This is a genomic window from Flavobacterium sp. FlaQc-48 (assembly GCF_044007335.1).
Lineage (GTDB): Bacteria > Bacteroidota > Bacteroidia > Flavobacteriales > Flavobacteriaceae > Flavobacterium.
The window spans coordinates 196,602-214,622 of record NZ_JBIPCR010000011.1 but is presented as its reverse complement, the minus strand read 5'-3'; the positions used below and the strand labels follow the sequence as shown (position 1 = coordinate 214,622).

18 protein-coding genes are annotated in these 18,021 nt (G+C 33.0%); 12 read left to right on the top strand and 6 right to left on the bottom strand.

Annotated elements, in window-relative coordinates; translation table 11 throughout:
- Both ACHRWY_RS17900 and ACHRWY_RS17895 read right to left on the bottom strand, forming a co-directional pair.
- Positions 1 to 202, bottom strand: a 202-nt coding sequence (locus ACHRWY_RS17900) for a helix-turn-helix domain-containing protein (protein WP_395356499.1), incomplete at its 3' end; no start/stop codon positions are given.
- Positions 203 to 219: 17 nt separating this feature from the next.
- Positions 220 to 624 (bottom strand): helix-turn-helix domain-containing protein, encoded by a 405-nt coding sequence (locus tag ACHRWY_RS17895; RefSeq protein ID WP_395356498.1) that lies wholly within the window; start codon positions 622 to 624, stop codon positions 220 to 222.
- A gap of 435 nt (positions 625 to 1,059) precedes the next feature.
- Between ACHRWY_RS17895 and ACHRWY_RS17890 the strand changes: the two genes are divergently transcribed.
- From ACHRWY_RS17890 to ACHRWY_RS17875, 4 genes are all read left to right on the top strand, one after another.
- Complete coding sequence (locus ACHRWY_RS17890) at positions 1,060 to 3,603, top strand: WG repeat-containing protein (RefSeq protein WP_395356496.1); 2,544 nt, start codon at positions 1,060 to 1,062, stop codon at positions 3,601 to 3,603.
- A gap of 122 nt (positions 3,604 to 3,725) precedes the next feature.
- A complete protein-coding gene (locus ACHRWY_RS17885; protein ID WP_395356495.1) occupies positions 3,726 to 4,994 on the top strand; it encodes a hypothetical protein in 1,269 nt (422 codons plus the stop codon).
- Positions 4,995 to 5,236: 242 nt separating this feature from the next.
- Positions 5,237 to 5,665: a DUF6326 family protein gene (locus tag ACHRWY_RS17880; RefSeq protein WP_395356493.1), complete on the top strand. Its 429-nt coding sequence runs from the start codon at positions 5,237 to 5,239 to the stop codon at positions 5,663 to 5,665.
- Between the two features lie 22 nt (positions 5,666 to 5,687).
- Positions 5,688 to 6,407: a DUF4386 domain-containing protein gene (locus ACHRWY_RS17875; RefSeq protein WP_395356492.1), complete on the top strand. Its 720-nt coding sequence runs from the start codon at positions 5,688 to 5,690 to the stop codon at positions 6,405 to 6,407.
- Here the strand turns inward: ACHRWY_RS17875 and ACHRWY_RS17870 are convergent.
- Positions 6,364 to 7,332, bottom strand: coding sequence for a T9SS C-terminal target domain-containing protein (locus ACHRWY_RS17870; protein ID WP_395356490.1), 969 nt, complete (start codon positions 7,330 to 7,332; stop codon positions 6,364 to 6,366). The two genes, ACHRWY_RS17875 and ACHRWY_RS17870, sit on opposite strands and share 44 nt — an antisense overlap.
- Positions 7,333 to 7,477: 145 nt before the next feature.
- Between ACHRWY_RS17870 and ACHRWY_RS17865 the strand changes: the two genes are divergently transcribed.
- Positions 7,478 to 8,896 carry an undecaprenyl-phosphate glucose phosphotransferase gene (locus ACHRWY_RS17865; RefSeq protein WP_395356489.1) on the top strand — a complete coding sequence of 473 codons (1,419 nt, stop codon included), beginning with the start codon at positions 7,478 to 7,480 and terminating at the stop codon, positions 8,894 to 8,896.
- A gap of 9 nt (positions 8,897 to 8,905) precedes the next feature.
- Here ACHRWY_RS17865 and ACHRWY_RS17860 read toward each other — a convergent pair whose 3' ends face one another.
- Positions 8,906 to 9,643: a tyrosine-protein phosphatase gene (locus ACHRWY_RS17860; RefSeq protein ID WP_395356487.1), complete on the bottom strand. Its 738-nt coding sequence runs from the start codon at positions 9,641 to 9,643 to the stop codon at positions 8,906 to 8,908.
- Between the two features lie 113 nt (positions 9,644 to 9,756).
- Here ACHRWY_RS17860 and ACHRWY_RS17855 point away from each other — a divergent pair, with 113 nt between their 5' ends.
- Complete coding sequence (locus tag ACHRWY_RS17855; RefSeq protein ID WP_395356486.1) at positions 9,757 to 10,950, top strand: DUF5009 domain-containing protein; 1,194 nt, start codon at positions 9,757 to 9,759, stop codon at positions 10,948 to 10,950.
- A gap of 57 nt (positions 10,951 to 11,007) precedes the next feature.
- On the opposite strand, the gene ACHRWY_RS17850 is transcribed toward ACHRWY_RS17855, so the two are convergent.
- Positions 11,008 to 11,409: a hypothetical protein gene (locus ACHRWY_RS17850; RefSeq protein ID WP_395356485.1), complete on the bottom strand. Its 402-nt coding sequence runs from the start codon at positions 11,407 to 11,409 to the stop codon at positions 11,008 to 11,010.
- Positions 11,410 to 11,418: 9 nt separating this feature from the next.
- Positions 11,419 to 12,015 (bottom strand): hypothetical protein, encoded by a 597-nt coding sequence (locus ACHRWY_RS17845; protein ID WP_395356484.1) that lies wholly within the window; start codon positions 12,013 to 12,015, stop codon positions 11,419 to 11,421.
- Positions 12,016 to 12,156: 141 nt separating this feature from the next.
- Here ACHRWY_RS17845 and ACHRWY_RS17840 point away from each other — a divergent pair, with 141 nt between their 5' ends.
- From ACHRWY_RS17840 to ACHRWY_RS17815, 6 genes are all read left to right on the top strand, one after another.
- Complete coding sequence (locus tag ACHRWY_RS17840; RefSeq protein WP_395356483.1) at positions 12,157 to 13,338, top strand: BamA/TamA family outer membrane protein; 1,182 nt, start codon at positions 12,157 to 12,159, stop codon at positions 13,336 to 13,338.
- 31 nt (positions 13,339 to 13,369) lie between these two features.
- A complete protein-coding gene (locus tag ACHRWY_RS17835; protein WP_395356503.1) occupies positions 13,370 to 14,533 on the top strand; it encodes a glycosyltransferase family 2 protein in 1,164 nt (387 codons plus the stop codon).
- An 84-nt stretch (positions 14,534 to 14,617) separates the two neighbouring features.
- Positions 14,618 to 15,943 carry a dihydrolipoamide acetyltransferase family protein gene (locus ACHRWY_RS17830; RefSeq protein ID WP_395356481.1) on the top strand — a complete coding sequence of 442 codons (1,326 nt, stop codon included), beginning with the start codon at positions 14,618 to 14,620 and terminating at the stop codon, positions 15,941 to 15,943.
- Positions 15,944 to 16,159: 216 nt separating this feature from the next.
- On the top strand, positions 16,160 to 16,930 hold the full coding sequence (locus tag ACHRWY_RS17825) for an exonuclease domain-containing protein (protein WP_395356479.1): 771 nt from the start codon (positions 16,160 to 16,162) through the stop codon (positions 16,928 to 16,930).
- Between the two features lie 93 nt (positions 16,931 to 17,023).
- Entirely contained in the window at positions 17,024 to 17,635 is a 612-nt protein-coding gene (locus ACHRWY_RS17820; RefSeq protein WP_395356478.1) for a fumarylacetoacetate hydrolase family protein, read from the top strand.
- Positions 17,635 to 17,979, top strand: a complete 345-nt coding sequence (locus ACHRWY_RS17815; RefSeq protein WP_173966111.1) for an Hpt domain-containing protein — start codon at positions 17,635 to 17,637, stop codon at positions 17,977 to 17,979. Before ACHRWY_RS17820 ends, ACHRWY_RS17815 begins: the two co-directional genes overlap by 1 nt.
- The last annotated feature ends 42 nt before the right edge of the window (positions 17,980 to 18,021 follow it).

Sequence of the window (18,021 nt, the reverse complement as noted above, 5' to 3'; positions counted from 1 at the left end):
TCTGAAAAGCTTCAACAGGAATTTTTAATGAATTCGAAATTTGATTTAGTATATTATCTTCAATTACATCTTTTTGCTCCAGCATAGAAATTTTCTTTTGGTTCCAGTCATTTCCCAGATCAAAAGCCAAAGCCTCCTGTTTGATTCCAAGCATTTCTCTGAAACGTTTTACGTTTCTTCCCTGATGTATTTTTTGTTCCATAATGATATATTCCGGAATTATTTATTGATTAATTTTTCAAGTCTTGCCATCATTTCATCTTTCTCTTTCAGCATACGCTCGTATAATGCAATCTTTTCTTCGTGCATCTTTAGGACTTGTTCTATAGGATTAAAAGTAGGATTGTCATTTCTCTGATATCCAATACCGTTATTACCAAAAGTATTTGCAATTACATTCACTGCCTGTTCCTCATCAAAATTCTGAAAAGCTTCAACAGGAATTTTTAATGAATTCGAAATTTGATTTAGTATATTATCTTCAATTACATCTTTTTGCTCCAGCATAGAAATTTTCTTTTGGTTCCAGTCATTTCCCAGATCAAAAGCTAAAGCCTCCTGTTTGATTCCAAGCATTTCTCTGAAACGTTTTACGTTTCTTCCCTGATGTATTTTTTGTTCCATAATGAATATCAATTTTATGAAGGCTCAAAGATAAAGCCATTTGGATGAAAAAGTATGACTTTCAAAGATAAAAAAATATCATGAAAATATCTTTTTTTGTAATAGTAAACTTTCACATAGCTGTTTGCGAATTATTTATGGAGATAGCAATTCAATATAAAACTTAAATCAATAGAATGTATTTGTTGCGGAACATTGATAATAGGTTTTCGAACCAAAGATTCATTAGTCAGATAATAATGTAAGCCGTCCCCGCTCTACGGAAATAGAATAGTTCTATGATTTGATTTTTTGTACAAAAGAATAAAAGGATACTACTGAAACTTAAAAGCTAATTTTTATCTTCGCATTTAAATGTCTCAATTTTGTTGCTATTTGGATATTCCAATCGCAAAGATATTCATGTATTTTACAATTAATAAATCCATCCCATTTATGAAATCAATTTTACCTATAATTCTCTTTTTATTTGGAGTTAATGCAATGGCGCAGGTCCCTAATACAAGTAATCCAAGACGAATATCTGGAGATACACAAGAGGTGCTAACCATAGAAGAAGGTAATGGAACCAATAATGAGTATAACGCTGGCTATTACCAGCAAGATGGAAAGTACGGTTTTGTTTATCCGGAAAATGTCAGACAAAAAACAGTTTATGATATAATTCAGTTTGCTTCCAACAATTTTATTATAAAAAAAGATGGCTTATATGGTCTTGCAGATAGGAAAGGAGCTATTGTAGGAAAAATAGAATTTGACAGTATTGGTACTGTTTCACAAAGCAATGCATTTATTGTGAAGAAGAAAGGAAAATACGGAAGCATAACTCCGGATGGAAAAACGATACTTTCTCTAAAATATGATAAAGTTCTTTATACCGGCAGCCAGAATCCAGTTTCGTTTGTAAAAACTAAAGATGGAAATGTATCCTTAATATTCAACAAGGATGAAAAAACTTTTCCTCAAAAAATTGAATATGCAGAAGTATACGCCAATTTGACGATACTAAAAGTAAATGGAAAATTTGGGGTTGTAAAGGACGAAACAATACTTCCTTTTGAATATGATAGTATATATGTGTCTGTTCCTGAAGGGTATGGCGGTTTTAACAAATCTAAAAAATCTAAAAAAATTAATCCTTTTGTTTTTGAATATTCAAAGCTAAGCAAGACAGTTCGTTTATTGACAGTTCAAAAAGCAGGTAAACTTGGACTTATAGATAGTAATTCAACTGTTATTTATCCGGCAGATAATGATCTTATAAACAATGTCGAAATGAAAAGGTACTATACCATTAAAAAGAATAATCTGTATGGAATTTACTTTATGGATACGGGCAAAAAAACCGAAATTGAATTTGATCGTGTTTATGCTGATGGTACCGGATATGTTATGGCTGATAAAAATAAAAAAGGTGGTGGTTTTAATATAAAAGGAGAACAAATTATACCGTTTGAATATGATCCGGAATTTATTGCTCAATACGGTTTTGGCCTTAAAATTACCAAAGACAAGAAAAAAGGATTTACAGATAAGAGTGGTAAAGTAATCATTCCGCCAATGTATGATGATGTTGACTCATTTTATGAAAATGGGATGGATTATTTTATAAAGGTCAAATTAGGAGATAAGGTAGGGGTTATTAACCTTAAAAATGAGAGCATCATTCCTGTAGATTTTGAATGGATAGGTGAAGAAAATGGATTTTTTAAAGTGGTCACGCCTGATCCTGATAGAAAGTTCGGACTTTATAGTAAAACCGGGAAATTGATTGTTCCTGCTGAATATAGTTGGATAACCAATAGCGAGACTCAAGACAGCAAAATAACTGTTTTAAGAAAAGAGGATCATTCATATAATTTTTTAAATCAGAAATCAGAATTTATTTTTCCTGAAAATATCAGTCAATATGGGTATGTTTTAAATCAGGAAAAATTGCTTAACCCTTTTGATGTAAGAGGAAAATCTTTATTGTTTGTGAAAGGAAAAAATGGCAAGTACGGATTGTTGAATGAAACGACAGAAGTTCTGGACGTACCAATGGTTTATGATCAGATTATTCAACGCTTTCAGAGCGAAAAAAACATTTATTTTAGTGTTAGAAAGGGCAAGAAATACGGCCTTATTAATGCAAAAAATCAGGAAATAATTCCATTTCAGTATGATTTTATCGACGTAAGTTTAATAGGATCTAATTATAATGATTTAAGTGATATCTCGTACAGTGTTGTAGTAGCAAAAGGGAAAAAAATTGGAACAGTAAATTTGAAAAACCAAGTGCAGATTCCTTTTGTTTATGATGATTTGCAGAGAATTTCTGAAAATGGACTTTTTAAAGCTAAAAAAGGAAAAGAATATCAGATTATAAATTCGAAAAATGAAGTGGTCAGCAAAGGTCCGTTTGATGAGGTTGCTAATTTCGAGCAGAATAACGGTCGTGGAACAGCATTGCAGGCGCTAACTTTTCATGACAATAAAATGAAAGTTATAAATGAAAAAGGAAAATTTCTGTCAACTGAAGTTGCCATGACTCCGCACCAGGGATATACCACTTTTGATGAATTAAAAGAAGCATTAATTACAGCGCTTGATAGTCCGGATGATACTTTTTTGAAAGATTTTTCAAATAAAATAGCACCGTCTGATCATCTTTTGTACTTCTTAAAAGATAATTTATTTAACAAGAAATCTTTAGCCATTAAAGATGTAAAATATATCAAAGAAAAGTACTATAACGATTTGTTGGAATTTAAAAGATCACGCTGGAAAAATAAATCTAATTTTGGTTACAACCATAGCTCATTAACAGATGTTGCCGATTATACTTTGGAAAAAGAAGATTATGTAACCAATGCAAGAACTAGAGATCATGCCTTTGGTGATACTCGTTTTATGGAAAAAGTTTTACGAAATGCAGTAAAGGTAAATGGTTTTTGGATTAGTACTTATTTTATGACACGTTCATTTGAAAATCGTTAAAACTTTTTCTTTTAAAAGTCTTACGGTTTTTGCAAATTACTCTAAAATATAACAAGAAAACACTTGGTATGATATGTCATACCATTATTTTAAGTCTATAGACAGCGAAATTCACCTATAAAATGGAACAAAAAAAATATTTAGTTTTTTTAATTTTTATTACACAGTTTACTATAGTAGGTTGCTTTAATAAATCTAAGGAAAAGAGAATAAGCCAAAATAAAACGGAACAACTTATCTGGGGTCAAAAGTGGTTTCCCGATAACTCTGCACGTTTAAAAGGAGCTATTATTATTGATGACAAAGGCACTTTAATTGTAGTTGGGCAGAATTTTACAGCCACTGATTCCATTGATCACCCCACAACTATAGCTAAAATTTCTCCTGATGGGATCATGCTTCAGAATAAACCAATAGGTAAAACAGGACTTTATAAAGGGAAGTACAAAAAAAACAGACCCTATAACGACTTTAATGAAGATAGGCTGGTAGAAATACTTAAAACTAATGATCAGCGTATTCTGCTTTTTGGCTATAAAACTTTTCCTGGTTTTGTGCGAAAGTTATGGATGTTGGAGATCGATAATAATTTAAATATTTTAAAAGATACTGTTTACAAGAATCTTGGCGTAACCGATACCGGAAAGATGAAGGCTTTTAATACTTCAAAAGGCTGGTGTCTTGCTTCAGGAAATTATTTTGAAGAAGCCGGGCTTTCAAGATATCGAGTACCTGTTTATGAATTTAATAATTATTTTGCCTGTACAGATACAAAGTCTTATGTAGCGGACACCGTAAAAGGCGGCTTGTTGAGCATGCGGACTTTAAATAGTGCTATTGATTACAAAGATAACCTGCTTTTATGCGGGACAGGAGCTTTAGGTAGTAGAAAAATCGATGATGACGATTTAAAATCGAAGGGTTGTATTTTTCAATATGATAGAAAGAAGAAGCAAAGTAGACTTCTGCTTCAATTTGAAGAAAATATGTATCCAGTGTATATAAAGCCAAACGCTGGACAATATTGTGTTCTATCCAGGTTCTATGAAAAAATTGATAAAGACAGTACAAATATTTATAATACAATGGTTTGTTATGATTCTGAATTTAAAGAATTGTGGCGTGACAGACAGTTAGTAGGTAAAGGTATGACTCCAAATTATGTTGCTTTTTATAAGGAGCAATGGCATGCTTACGGAACGTGTTTTAGGTCAGGTTTTATGGTTTTCTATGAGCTTATTTATGATGAAAAAGGAAAACTGCTGAATACAAAATATTCTGCCAATTCTCTGGAAGCAGATGCTGTTGGTGAAATTTCTTCTAACGATATGGTTTTTAGGCTGTTTACAGATAATGGCTGGAGAATTGATAAAATAGGATTTACAAACTAAATACTGTTTAAAGTATAGAATAATGGTTAATCGAATTTATAAAGTTTTGAAGATTTAATCTTACGGATCTTGTTAGCTGTGCAAAGATAGGTTCTTGAATCAGAGAAAAAAAACGGCTTACTTAAGACCCGTTTTTTACATTTATTTTGAGTTGAAGGTTAAACAGAATAACGGGCAAATTTAAATATACCTGTAACATTTTAGAATATCTGACGACTGATTTAAAATGTAAACGATTAGTTATGAGTAGTAAAGAAAAAAGTACAGGTGATTTTGAAGATTTTAAAATAAACACCAAAATTAAACTTTCGGCATTGTGGACTTCTGTTATGTTTTGCTATATCTACGGGGATTATTTTTCTCTTTATGTCCCGGGGAAAGTGAAAGATTTCATTACAGGGGAAACTTTGCTTGATTCTCCTTTAAAATTATTTTTAGCGGCAATTTTAATGGCAATTCCGGCTTTAATGATTTTTGCATCAGTCATTTTGAGGCCAGGAATTAACAGAGTGCTGAATATCATTTTTGGTATTATTTATACTGCAATCATGTTGTTGATAGCATGTAGTTCTATTGCGCCCTGGTGGAGTTTTTATGTGTTTTTTGCATTATTAGAAAGTATTCTCACTTTGTTAATTATTTGGTTTGCATTTAAATGGCCCAAAAAATAATAATTTAAAAAAGATACAAGGTATGAAAGCAGAGTCTAAAATGTCATTTCGAAATACAGGAAGAATAGCAGGCTTGTTATATCTGGTAGTTGTTATTACCGGAATTTTTAGTTTAGCATATGTTCCTTCAAAATTAATTGTCTGGAGTGATTCTTCCGTTACGTTTAATAATATTTTGAATTCTCAATTGTTATTTAGGCTGGGGATCATTAGTGGTTTGATTTGTTATACTTTCTTTTTATTTCTGCCTTTGGTTTTATACAAATTATTTAAGACTGTACATAAAACCTATTCCAGATATATGGTTATTTTAGCGATTGTAAGCGTACCAATTTCTTTTGTGAATATGCTTAATAAATTTGCGGTACTTTCTATAATTAACTCAAAAGAACGACAACAGGATCTAATGATGTTTTATTTGGATCAATATGACTACGGAAATTTAATTGTCCAGATATTCTGGGGGCTTTGGTTATTTCCTTTTGGATATTTAGTTGTAAAATCCGGGATTATTCCAAAATTTTTAGGTGTTTTATTAATGTTAGGATGCTGTAGTTATTTAATAAACTTCTTCGGAAATGCATTGTTTTCAAATTATTATAAACTCGGAATATCTTCTTATGTACAGCTTCCTGCTACTATTGGTGAGATCGGAACATGTTTGTGGCTGTTAATTATGGGGGTAAAAAATAAAACTATTACGGAAGATCAAAATAATGACTTAAAATGGAACTCAAATTAAGATAATGTATTTGTTGCGGAACATTGATAATAGGTTTTCGAACCAAAGATTCATTAGTCAGATAATAATGTAAACCGTCTCTGGTTGCAATTCCTTCTATTTGATGAAAAGGAAGTTTAATGTCAATTCTTCGCTTGTTTCCTGATAGAAAATCATGGCTTTTAAAATCATATAAAAGATACAAAAATGGTTTTCCTATTTTAGAGTAGCCGCAAAGTGCAATTAGTTTTTTTGATTCCAAATAAGTGGCGCCCGTTACCAAACCTTTTGTGTCAAACGTATGTTTTAGCTGTGCAACGTGATCACCTGATTTATTAGGCAGGGCGTAAATGCTGGTTTTAGATGATTTCCATTGTTTGGTGAACAGGTAAATACTGTCTTTTAAAACGATAAAAGCTTCACAATCAAAATCAGTTCGATTGGGCTTTTGAGATGAAAAATCAGTTTGATCAGAATAACGAAATGAAATGGTTTCGATATTCGGGTTTCCCTCTAAGAACGATTTTTTTTCGATTTTTAAAATATTCAGATCTTTTCGGTTTCCGGAATAGTTGTTTCCAAAATCGCCCATATATAAATGAGTGCTGTTCTGCGATATTTCTTCCCAGTCGTGATTAACGACTTTGTCTAAAATGATTTTTTTTTGAATCTTTCCCAATGAATCCAACCCGTAAATGGTTTTGTCATGATCATCATTGTGTGTCCACAATAGATGGTCAAAAGCAATTAATCCCGAAGTTTCTTTGAGTGAATCGCTTAATTGAAGTGAATATTCAGGTTTTAACTTTAGATTTTTATAGAGGCAGCTTCCATTGTTTACAGTAGCATTTGGATCATAATTTTTAGAAAGAGGATCTGTACAGCCTGAAATTTGTGCATGGGCAGAAAATGTTGTGAAGCAAAAAAATAAAATCGTTTTAATCATGGTCTGCAATATTAAATTTGCATAACATAAAAGTAAACTTTTAAAGAATAGATTCTAAATAGTATTGAAAAATATAATTTAAATACTACTTTGCGGTACCATTAAGCAGATTCATTTTTTTTAAGATTAAGCATAACGCTCCAATATGAAAATTTTACAAAAACTATCACATTATCGTATTTCGCGCTATTTTAAACTTTTATTTGTTGGTGTGGATGTGATATTGTTAAATCTGGCAATAATCTTGTCTGCATTAGCCAGGTTTGGAAGTTTAGATATACTCTTATTGAAAGAAGAAAAAACGGTTTCATTATTGGCAATTTTAATCTGGATAGCATTATTACTTCAAAATGACTCTAACAGAAGCATCAGGGTAGAAACTATCGAATCAATATTGGTAAGGACTATTAGGAAGTTAATAATTCATGCATCCTTAATTTCAATATTTGTTGTTTACTTAAATTACAATGATATTTCGAGACTTCGATTGCTTTCCTTTTATTTGATTTTCTTCGGATTATTGATGGTTTCTCGTTATTTGTCGATGAAACTTTTAAAATATATACGAGCTCAGGGTTATAATTTTAAAACTTTTATTGTCGTAGGAGCAAACGAATCAGGAGAAAAAATACGCAAAATATTAGCTAAAGACCTAACGTATGGCTATAGGTTTTTAGGTTTTTTTGATGAAAAGGCAGTTGCATCAAGTGTTGATTTAAACGCTGTTTTGGGAGGTTTTGAAACCATTCGAAAATTTGTAGCTGAAAAAAAAGTAGATGAAATGTACGTAGCCTTGCATATTGACAATATTGATGTCATCAATGAACTCACGCGAATTTGCGAGCAAAATATGGTACGGATTAAGTTTATTCCTGATTTTCAGCTGTACACAAAATCAAGCAAAGTTGAAGTTGTTTTTTATGAGAATACACCTGTTTTAATGTTTCGGACAGAACCATTAGAGTTTGCAGTAAACCGACTTGCTAAAAAAACTTTTGATATTTGTTTTTCGGCTTTTGTCATCTTGTTTGTTTTCCCCTGGTTGTTTCCTATTATAATGCTGATTATTAAAATGGAATCTCCCGGGCCTGTTTTCTTTAGACAAGAACGGGCAGGTCGCGACAAGAGGTCTTTTGCATGCCTGAAGTTCAGGAGTATGTATATTAATGATTCTTCAAATTCTAAAATTACGCAAAAAGGAGATAGTCGTATTACCAAATTTGGTGCTTTTATCCGTAAAACAAGTATTGATGAATTGCCTCAGTTTTTTAATGTTTTTTGGGGAGACATGTCTGTCGTAGGACCACGACCGCACATGGTAAATGTAGTTAAGGAATATAGTGATTTGATTGATAATTATTTAGTGCGTCAATATGCAAAACCCGGAATAACAGGATGGGCGCAGGTCAATGGTTATCGTGGTGAAACCAAAGAGTTGATTGATATGGAAAACAGGGTAGAGTATGATATTTGGTATATCGAAAACTGGAGCCTGATCCTGGATATAAAAATTATCATAAAAACCGTTATCAATATATTCAAAGGCGAAGAGAATGCCTATTAAGGCAATCAATTAGAATTTAAAAAACTGATTATTTGCAATTACTTCTTTTAGACAGGAAATGCTGCTTATTTTTATTTTTTGATCAAAAGCCTTTACATGATTGCTATGATGAATATCTGTTCCCGTAAAATCATACCTCCCTTTTTTGAGAAGTTCATCGGCTACTTTACGGATCTTTTCTCCGTAATAGCCAACTACTGACAATAAATTCAGCTGAAATAAACAGCCGGCTTTTTTTAGTTTTTCGTATTCGTCAAAATCCTGATGATAATATAAATAACGTTCCGGATGCGCTAAAACCGGAATGTATCCTGCAACTTGCAATTCAAATAACGTTTTATACAGTTGTAAAGGAGCATTTTGATAGGATATTTCTACTAAGACATAATTGTCTTTTAAGGTCAGTAGTTTTTCATTTTTAAAATGATCTTCAAACCAATCATCAAAAAAGTATTCAGCGGCAGCCTGAAAAGGAATTTTTACATTATGCTCTTCCAGTAAAAGTTTAGTTTCTGCATGTTTGGCAATAATAGTTTCAGCTGAATTATTCCAGACATAATGACTAATGTGCGGAGTAGTAATAAATTGAGAAACTCCAAAGTCCTGGAATGCCTTTCCAAGTCTTATGCTGCTATTGCTGTTTTTTGCTCCGTCATCTATTCCGGGTAATAGATGCGAATGAATGTCAATATAATTTTCTGAAATTAGATCTTTTAAAACCGGCTTTGACTGTAAAAATGATAACATGGTACAAAAGTACAGAAATATACAGGATTTATTGCGGGTAAATAAAATGTAACAAATGCAACCCGACATTTCATAATTATCTTATATTTGAAATGCTAAAAATCTAAATATTTATGAAAATTAAAGAAAACTTATACAATCAAAGGATTATTTCTATTGATGCTTTGCGTGGAATTACCATTTTTGTTATGATTTTTGTAAATGAGCTTGCCAGTATCAAAAAAGTACCACAATGGATGAGACACATGCCTGCTGATGCTGATGCAATGACCTTTGTAGATGTAGTTTTTCCTGCTTTTTTATTTATTGTTGGCATGTCAGTTCCGTTTGCATTTAATGCCAGATTAATTAAGGGAGATAGCGCCAAAACAATTTGGACACATACTTTAAAAAGAGCTTTGGCTCTTATTATTATTGGTGTTTTTATGGTCAATGCCGAGTATGGTTACGATGCTTCAAAAATGATAATCGAACCCGTGTTTTGGGCACTTTTAGCCTACGCAATGCCAATTCCAATCTGGAATAAATATGCCAGAGATTTTCCGGTCTGGTTAAAATATATACTTCAATACGGAGGAATGCTGGTTTTAGTTATACTCTATTTTTTATACATTCAGGAGGATAGCGGCAAAATTGGAATGACTCCAAAATGGTGGGGAATTCTGGGTTTAATTGGCTGGGCGTATCTTTTTACGGTAGTTTATTACTGGATAGCTGGTGGGAGATTAGGTGCAATGATTGCCTTTTTGGCAGTTTGTGTTGCTGCAAATGCTATAAACCTGACCGAAGGAGCTCCGCTGCAGCATTTACCCTGGTTTAATTTTATGGCCGGACATTTAACACATGCAGCTTTGGTTGCTGCCGGAGTCGTAATTTCATTATTGTTTTTCGATCGGAAAGTGGCCGCTAAAATTAATTGGGCTGTCATAGGTTTTGCTGTTTTGTTTTTTGTCACAGGATATTTATTAAGGCCTTATTACGGAATTTCAAAAATAAAAGGAACTCCTTCCTGGACGATGTTTTCGGCTACAATTTGTACTGTTTTATTCTATTTGCTGTATTGGTTAATGGAAATAAAAAAAATAACCAAATGGAGCAATTTCTTTATGCCCGCAGCCGCAAATCCATTGTTGATTTATATTTTACCGGGTGTAATCTATTATTTCTGTAAAGCTTTTAATATCCATATTATTCCGGGATATTTTAGAGTAGGAGTTCCGGGTATTATCTGGTCGCTGGTATTTTCGACCATTATGTTGTTTGTAATGAAATTATGTAATAAGTACAAAATTCAATTGCACTTGTAAAAGTTTTAATTGTTTCAGGTTTCACGTTCCAACAAAACCTGTAACCTGAAACAATTTTTAACGAATCCTCTTAAACGCAATAGGTCCGGTTCTTTTTTTATTGTCAACGAAAGTTCCTTCGAGCGTATTTCCGTCTTCAGATAATGTCAAAGTATGGGTTCCCGCTGTTGCCCAGCCTTTGATAGGTAAAGTAACATCTACGGTATACCCAATTCTATTTCCCATTCGTTTTCCGATACCACTTTCTACAAATTTTTGCCCTTTCCATTCTAAATAATGGGAGAAAATGACTTTTCCGTTTTGTTCAGAGATGATAACAACGGCATTTTTAACATCCGGATTTACATCTTCCCAAACGCCATTAATATCGGTTTTTGGAGCGGTAGATTTTTTTTGGCTATAGCCGAAATTGGAGCTTACTGTGATCACGAAAAATAAAAGAAAAAATTTTGTTTTCATATTTTGATTTTAATTTTGAACGATAACGGATCTTATTTCTAAAAAAGCCCCGGAAACAGGATTATAATTTACAAAATTAAATTTGCAAAGATTATGAATGTTTAGCTGTTTTCCGTCCGGCAATCCGTCTTGTTTAAAATCAGACCACGGAATTTTAATGGTTGTAAATTTATTTGGTGATGCTGCTAAATCAACTCGGGGATGTGAACCTCCATGAACGCAACCAGTTCCTTCTTTATTGCCTTCCCGGGCTTGCAATTTTATAAGTTGTGATGATTTATAAATAATGCTTACAAATTTAGAGTGATCCGATAAGTTGGTGGGAGCACCGTCATTTGAACCGGAGTCCGTAATCAAAACATTCAATTCAATTTCCCCAACAGGATTGTCTTTTGCTGTTACTTTAATTATTCCTGTTTCCTGACGTAAACGATTAAGGGCTTCCTGACTTTCTACAGCCGGGCCGGCAATATACCAGGTTGAGGTTTTGACCAGATTTAGATCTGGATGTATAACTTGTTTTATAGAAGTAAAACCACATAAGCAAATTCCAATGGTAAATAGTAATAGTGAAAAACCAGCTTCAACGAATGATTTATTTCTCATGAAAATGAAATTTTTATTCAAAATCAAAAATATGCTTTTTTATAATTTGTAATGATTTTCTTTTTTTAGTATGTAGTAAATTGCTTCTGTTTTAAAATTAATTCTAAATTTGTAAGAAGTTGTCTATGAAAACTTTACAGAATGAAAAATGTAAAATCCCTACTTATTTTATTTTTCTTTTTTCTGGCACCATTTTGTTATTCGCAAAACGATTCGATTGCAAATAATAAAAAGGATATTTTAGATGTCTTGTATAAGCTTTTTCATAAAAAGGATTCACTTCGGGTAAATCCGGATAAAAAAATAGCTTTTTCGTTACTTCCGGTACCAATAGATGCTAATAAAAATGCAGGATTAGTAGTTTCTTTTTTAACTACATTTTATTTGGGCGACAGCAATACCACAAAAATGTCACAGGTTTCTTTTTCTCCTTATTTTAGCTTTACGAAGCAATATGTTTTTCCTGTTCAATCCTATATTTATACTAAAGATAACGACTGGAACTTTATTGGCGATTATCGTTATATGATTTATCCACAGCCTACTTATGGTTTAGGCGGACATAATACAGATCAGAAAATGTCAACTCTGGATTATCAGCAATGGCGTTTTTATCAATTTGCAACCCGAAAAATAATTGGTGATTTCCGTTTAGGATTAGGATTGCTGTATGATAATTATCAAAATATTTCTGAGGAATCATATATAGACGACGAAACAGATTATTCGAAATATATGAGTGGCGATTTTTCAGATGAAAATTCTTTTGGAGTAGCCATTCAGGCCTTGTACGATTCCCGAAAAAATAATGTGAATCCTGAACAAGGTTTGTATGTAGAGGCCAATTACAGAATCAATACCAGTGGAGTAGATGGAGAAAAATGGAAATCTATTTATTTTGATGCCCGAAAATATTTCTCCTTTAATAAATCCAAACACAGGGTTTTGGCTTCCAGGGCCTTTTATTGGTCTGCTTTTGGAGGAAAACCTCATTATCTTGATTTGCCTAGTATTGGTTGGGACCGTGATGGTAAAACAGGTCGCGGATTTACCCGAAACAGATTTAGAAGTAATGCATTAATGTATTTTGAAACGGAGTATCGGACTGATATTACCCGAAATGGTTTTATCGGAGCTGTTTTTTTTACTAATATTTCTTCGGTGTCCAGGTTAGATACTTATGATTTTAAGAAATGGAACCCTGCTGTCGGAACCGGTTTACGCATCAAATGGAACAAGCAAAACAATAGTAATCTCGTCCTGGATTTTGGAGTTAGTAAAAACGATTGGTCATTACGATTGGGTTTGGCTGAAAATTTCTAACTTCCCCAAAAAATCAATTCCCTTATTTTTCATGCAATTATCCGTAATTATTCTTAATTATAATGTGCGTTACTTTCTGGAGCAATGTGTTTTAAGTGTTCAGGAAGCCATTTCGACACTTGATGCCGAAATCATTGTAGTCGATAATAATTCGTCAGATGAGAGCTGTTTGATGATGAAAACTAAATTTCCGAACGTAAAATTAATTCAGAATACAACCAATTTTGGTTTTCCAAAAGGAAATAATATTGGGGTTGAACAGGCATCAGGAAAATACATTTGCATTTTAAATCCTGATACAGTGGTTGCCGGGGATACATTTATTAAAGTTCTGGCTTTCGCCGAAAGGCAAATCAATTTAGGTATTATTGGTTGTAAGTTAATTGACGGCACCGGAGATTTTCTGCCGGAAAGCAAACGCGGAATTCCAACGCCCTGGGTTGCCTTTACAAAGATTTTCGGATTGTATAAAGTTTTTCCAAGATGGAATCTTTTTAATCAGTATTATGCGCAGCATTTGCGACAAAATGAAACAGGAAAAGTTGAAATCCTGGTAGGTGCTTTTATGCTTATGCAACGTAATTTGTATGTGGAGCTTGATGGTTTTGATGAAGAATGTTTTATGTATGCAGATGATATCGATTTATCATATCGTGTATTACAAAAACAAAAAACAAATTATTACTTTCACGAAACGACCGTTTTACACTATAAAGGTGAAAGCACGGTGAAAGATGAAAAATACATGAAACGCTTTCAGAGCGCCATGAATTTTTTCTACCAAAAACATTTTAAGAAATCCTGGTTTTTTGAGTTTTTTATTCAAATTGGAATCTGGTTTTTCTCTTTTGTAAAAATGTTTCAGGGAAAAACAAAAGTAAATCCTTTGCCTGAAATAGCTGTTTTTTACTCTTCAAATAAAAAAATGTCTGAAAAATTGCCTTCTATTTTAAAAAATAAAGTACTCTTTTGCGATTTCAAAAAAGAAAAAATGGTAAATTCGTGCCTGATTTTTAAGGGTAAAAAGGTTGAGATTATTTTAGATAATCAGTATGTTTCGTTCAAAAAATGTATCAAAATCATAGAAACTCTTAAAGATAAGAACATTACTTTTAAGATTTTCCCCAAAAACACAAATTTTATTATTGGGAGCAATTCCCGAAATGACAGGGGGCAAATTATAAAAATTGAGTAAAAAATTATATTAAGTGTAATTTATATTTAAAATATTCAGTAATTTCGCAATCAGAAAATCAAAATCATCCTTTAGATTAACAATATGGCAAGATTTGAATTAAAGCTTCCTAAAATGGGAGAGAGTGTCGCTGAAGCAACTATTACGAACTGGTTGAAAGAAGTAGGGGACAAAATTGAAGCTGATGAAGCTGTATTAGAAATTGCGACTGATAAAGTTGACAGTGAAGTACCAAGCGAAGTTTCAGGAATTTTAGTTGAACAATTGTTTGGTAAGGACGATTTAGTTCAGGTAGGACAAACCATTGCAATTATTGAAACTGAAGGCGATGCACCGGTTGCAAAAGCGACTGAGGAAGTTGCCGCTCCTGCAGAAGTTGCTGCTATAGAACACACAATCGAAACGGCTAAAGAAACGGTTGCTGCTCCGCAAGACTTTTCAGGATCAGATAAATTCTTTTCTCCATTAGTAAAAAATATTGCGAAAGAAGAAGGTATTTCTGTTGCTGAATTAGAAAATATTTCAGGTTCAGGAAAAGACGGTCGTGTAACAAAAGAAGATATTTTAAAATATATTGAAACCCGTACATCGGGTGCTGAAAGTCAAAAAGCTGTGGTTGCTGCACCAAAAGTGGCAGAGCCGGCAGCTCAGGTAGCTCCGGTTCAAAAAAGCCAGCAAGCGGTTCCGGTTTCTGTAAATGGAGGTGATGAAATCATCGAAATGGACAGAATGCGTAAACTGATTTCAGGATACATGACAGCTTCGGTACAAACATCGGCTCACGTACAATCGTTTATAGAAGTTGATGTAACGAATATTGTCAAATGGAGAGAAAAAGTTAAAACCGCATTCGAGAAAAGAGAAGGTGAGAAATTGACTTTTACACCCATCATGATGGAGGCAGTTGCAAAAGCATTGAAAGATTTTCCGGGAATGAATATTTCTGTTGATGGTGATTATATCATCAAAAAGAAAAATATAAATTTAGGAATGGCTGCGGCTTTACCAAACGGAAACTTAATTGTTCCCGTTATTAAAAATGCAGACCAGTTAAATTTAGTAGGGATGGCAAAGGCAGTGAACGATTTAGGAAACCGTGCAAAAGCAGGAAAACTAAAACCGGACGATACACAAGGCGGAACATATACGGTAACGAATGTGGGGACTTTTGGAAGTGTTTTTGGAACCCCAATTATCAATCAGCCACAAGTTGGGATTCTGGCCCTTGGCGCGATTCGTAAAGTGCCTGCCGTTATTGAAACTCCGGAAGGTGATTTTATAGGAATCCGTCAAAAAATGTTCTTGTCGCATTCTTACGATCACAGAGTAGTGGATGGGGCTTTAGGTGGAAGTTTTGTGAAAAGAGTAGCAGAATATTTAGAAGCGTTTGATGTAGACAGGGATTTCTAAATTTCGTAAAAATAAATTCAAACCCGGAAAATTTTAATAATTTTCCGGGTTTTTTGTTTTGTAAGAAAAGGTTAAGAAAACGGGTGGCAGCTTTCTTCCGTGGCAATTTTAAAAGTTAAAATCTTAAAATTGACCTGATTTTGGGTTAAAAAAATCAAGAATAAAAGAGGAAATTCGGCTTTAAAAATTACATTTGTAATCTTATAAAAATTAAAAATGGAACTCAAACTCAACAAACCAATTTGCTTTTTTGATCTTGAAACAACCGGAATTGATATCGGTAAAGATCGAATTGTAGAAATTTCGATATTCAAAGTTTTTCCCAACGGAAATAAAGAAAGTAAAACCTGGTTAGTGAATCCTACGATTCCAATTCCGCCTCAAACAACCGCCGTACATGGCATTACAGATGAAAAAGTAGCCAATGAACCTACTTTTGCAGAACTGGCACCACAAGTTCATAATATGATAAAAGATAGCGATTTGGGAGGTTTTAATTCAGATCGTTTTGATATTCCGTTGTTAGCAGAAGAATTGCTTCGCGCCGGAGTTGATTTTGATATGAAAAATAAAGTTTCAGTAGATGTGCAGACTATTTTTCATAAAATGGAAGAACGTACTTTAAGTGCTGCATTGAAGTTTTATTGTGGCAAAAGTTTAGAAAATGCCCATTCAGCAGAAGCAGATACCATGGCAACTTATGAAATTTTAAAAGCGCAATTGGATCGTTACCCTGAATTAGAAAATGATATGAAATCATTATCTGAATTTACGACCCGTAAAAAAATTGCTGATTTTGCCGGAATGATTGCTTTTGATAAGGATAATGAGGAAGTTTTTACTTTCGGAAAGCACAAAGGTGCCAAAGTCGATAAAATCCTTGAAACCGAACCGGGATATTTCAGCTGGATTCAAAACGCTGATTTTCCATTGTATACCAAAAAGGTTTTAACAGCAATTAAATTAAGAAAGTTAAATACAAAATAAGGTTCTAAGGCGCTAAGGTTCTAAGGTTCTGAGTTTTTTCTGTTCAGTTTCTTAGCAACTTAGTCACTTAGTAGCTTAGCAACTCATAAAAGAATGAAAATAATCTGTATCGGTAGAAATTATACCAATCATATTGCGGAATTAAAAAACGAACGACCAGCGGAACCCGTAGTCTTTATGAAGCCGGATTCGGCAGTTTTATTAAAGCAGCATCCGTTCGTAATCCCCGAATTTTCTGAAGAAATTCATCACGAAATAGAGATAATTGTTAAAATTAATAAAGTTGGAAAGTATATTGAGCCTAAGTTTGCACATAAGTATTATGATGAGATAAGCGTGGGTATTGATTTTACTGCCAGGGATTTACAAGATAAACTGAAAGCAAAAGGACTGCCCTGGGAAAAGGCAAAAGCTTTTGATGGTTCAGCGGTAATTGGAGACTTTTTACCAAAAACCGATTTTATTTCTATGGAAAATCTTACATTTGAATTAACGAACAATTCTAAAACAGTTCAAAAAGGGAATACAAGTTTGATGCTTTGGAAAATTGATGAGCTTGTTTCATATGTATCGCAATTTTTTACTTTAAAAATTGGGGATATTATTTTTACAGGAACTCCCGAAGGTGTTGCGTCTGTCAAACCAAATGATGTTTTAGAAGGCTTTTTAGAAGATAAAAAATTATTCAGAATACAAGTAAAATAATGGCTTTAAAATACAACCTTTCGAAAGTATATGCACTTTCAGATAATGATCCTGAATTTGTAAACGAAATTCTAAAATTATTTGTTACTGAAGTTCCTGAAGATTTAAAACAAATCAAAGAAGGAATTAAGAAAAAAGATCATAAGTATGCTTATTCGTATGCGCACAAGATAAAACCAACATTAGATTTAATGGGATTAAATGTCGCTTTTGAAGAAATTCTGCAAGTCGAGGCCTGGACAAAGGCCGAAGGCAAGAAAAAAGAAATTATCGAAACTTTTAAGAGTATTAAAGTGCAGGTAAAAGAAGCGATCAAAGAAATTAAAAAAGACTTTGATTTGTAAAATTTGAGCATGCCTCAATTCCTGCTTTTTTTTAAATGAGAG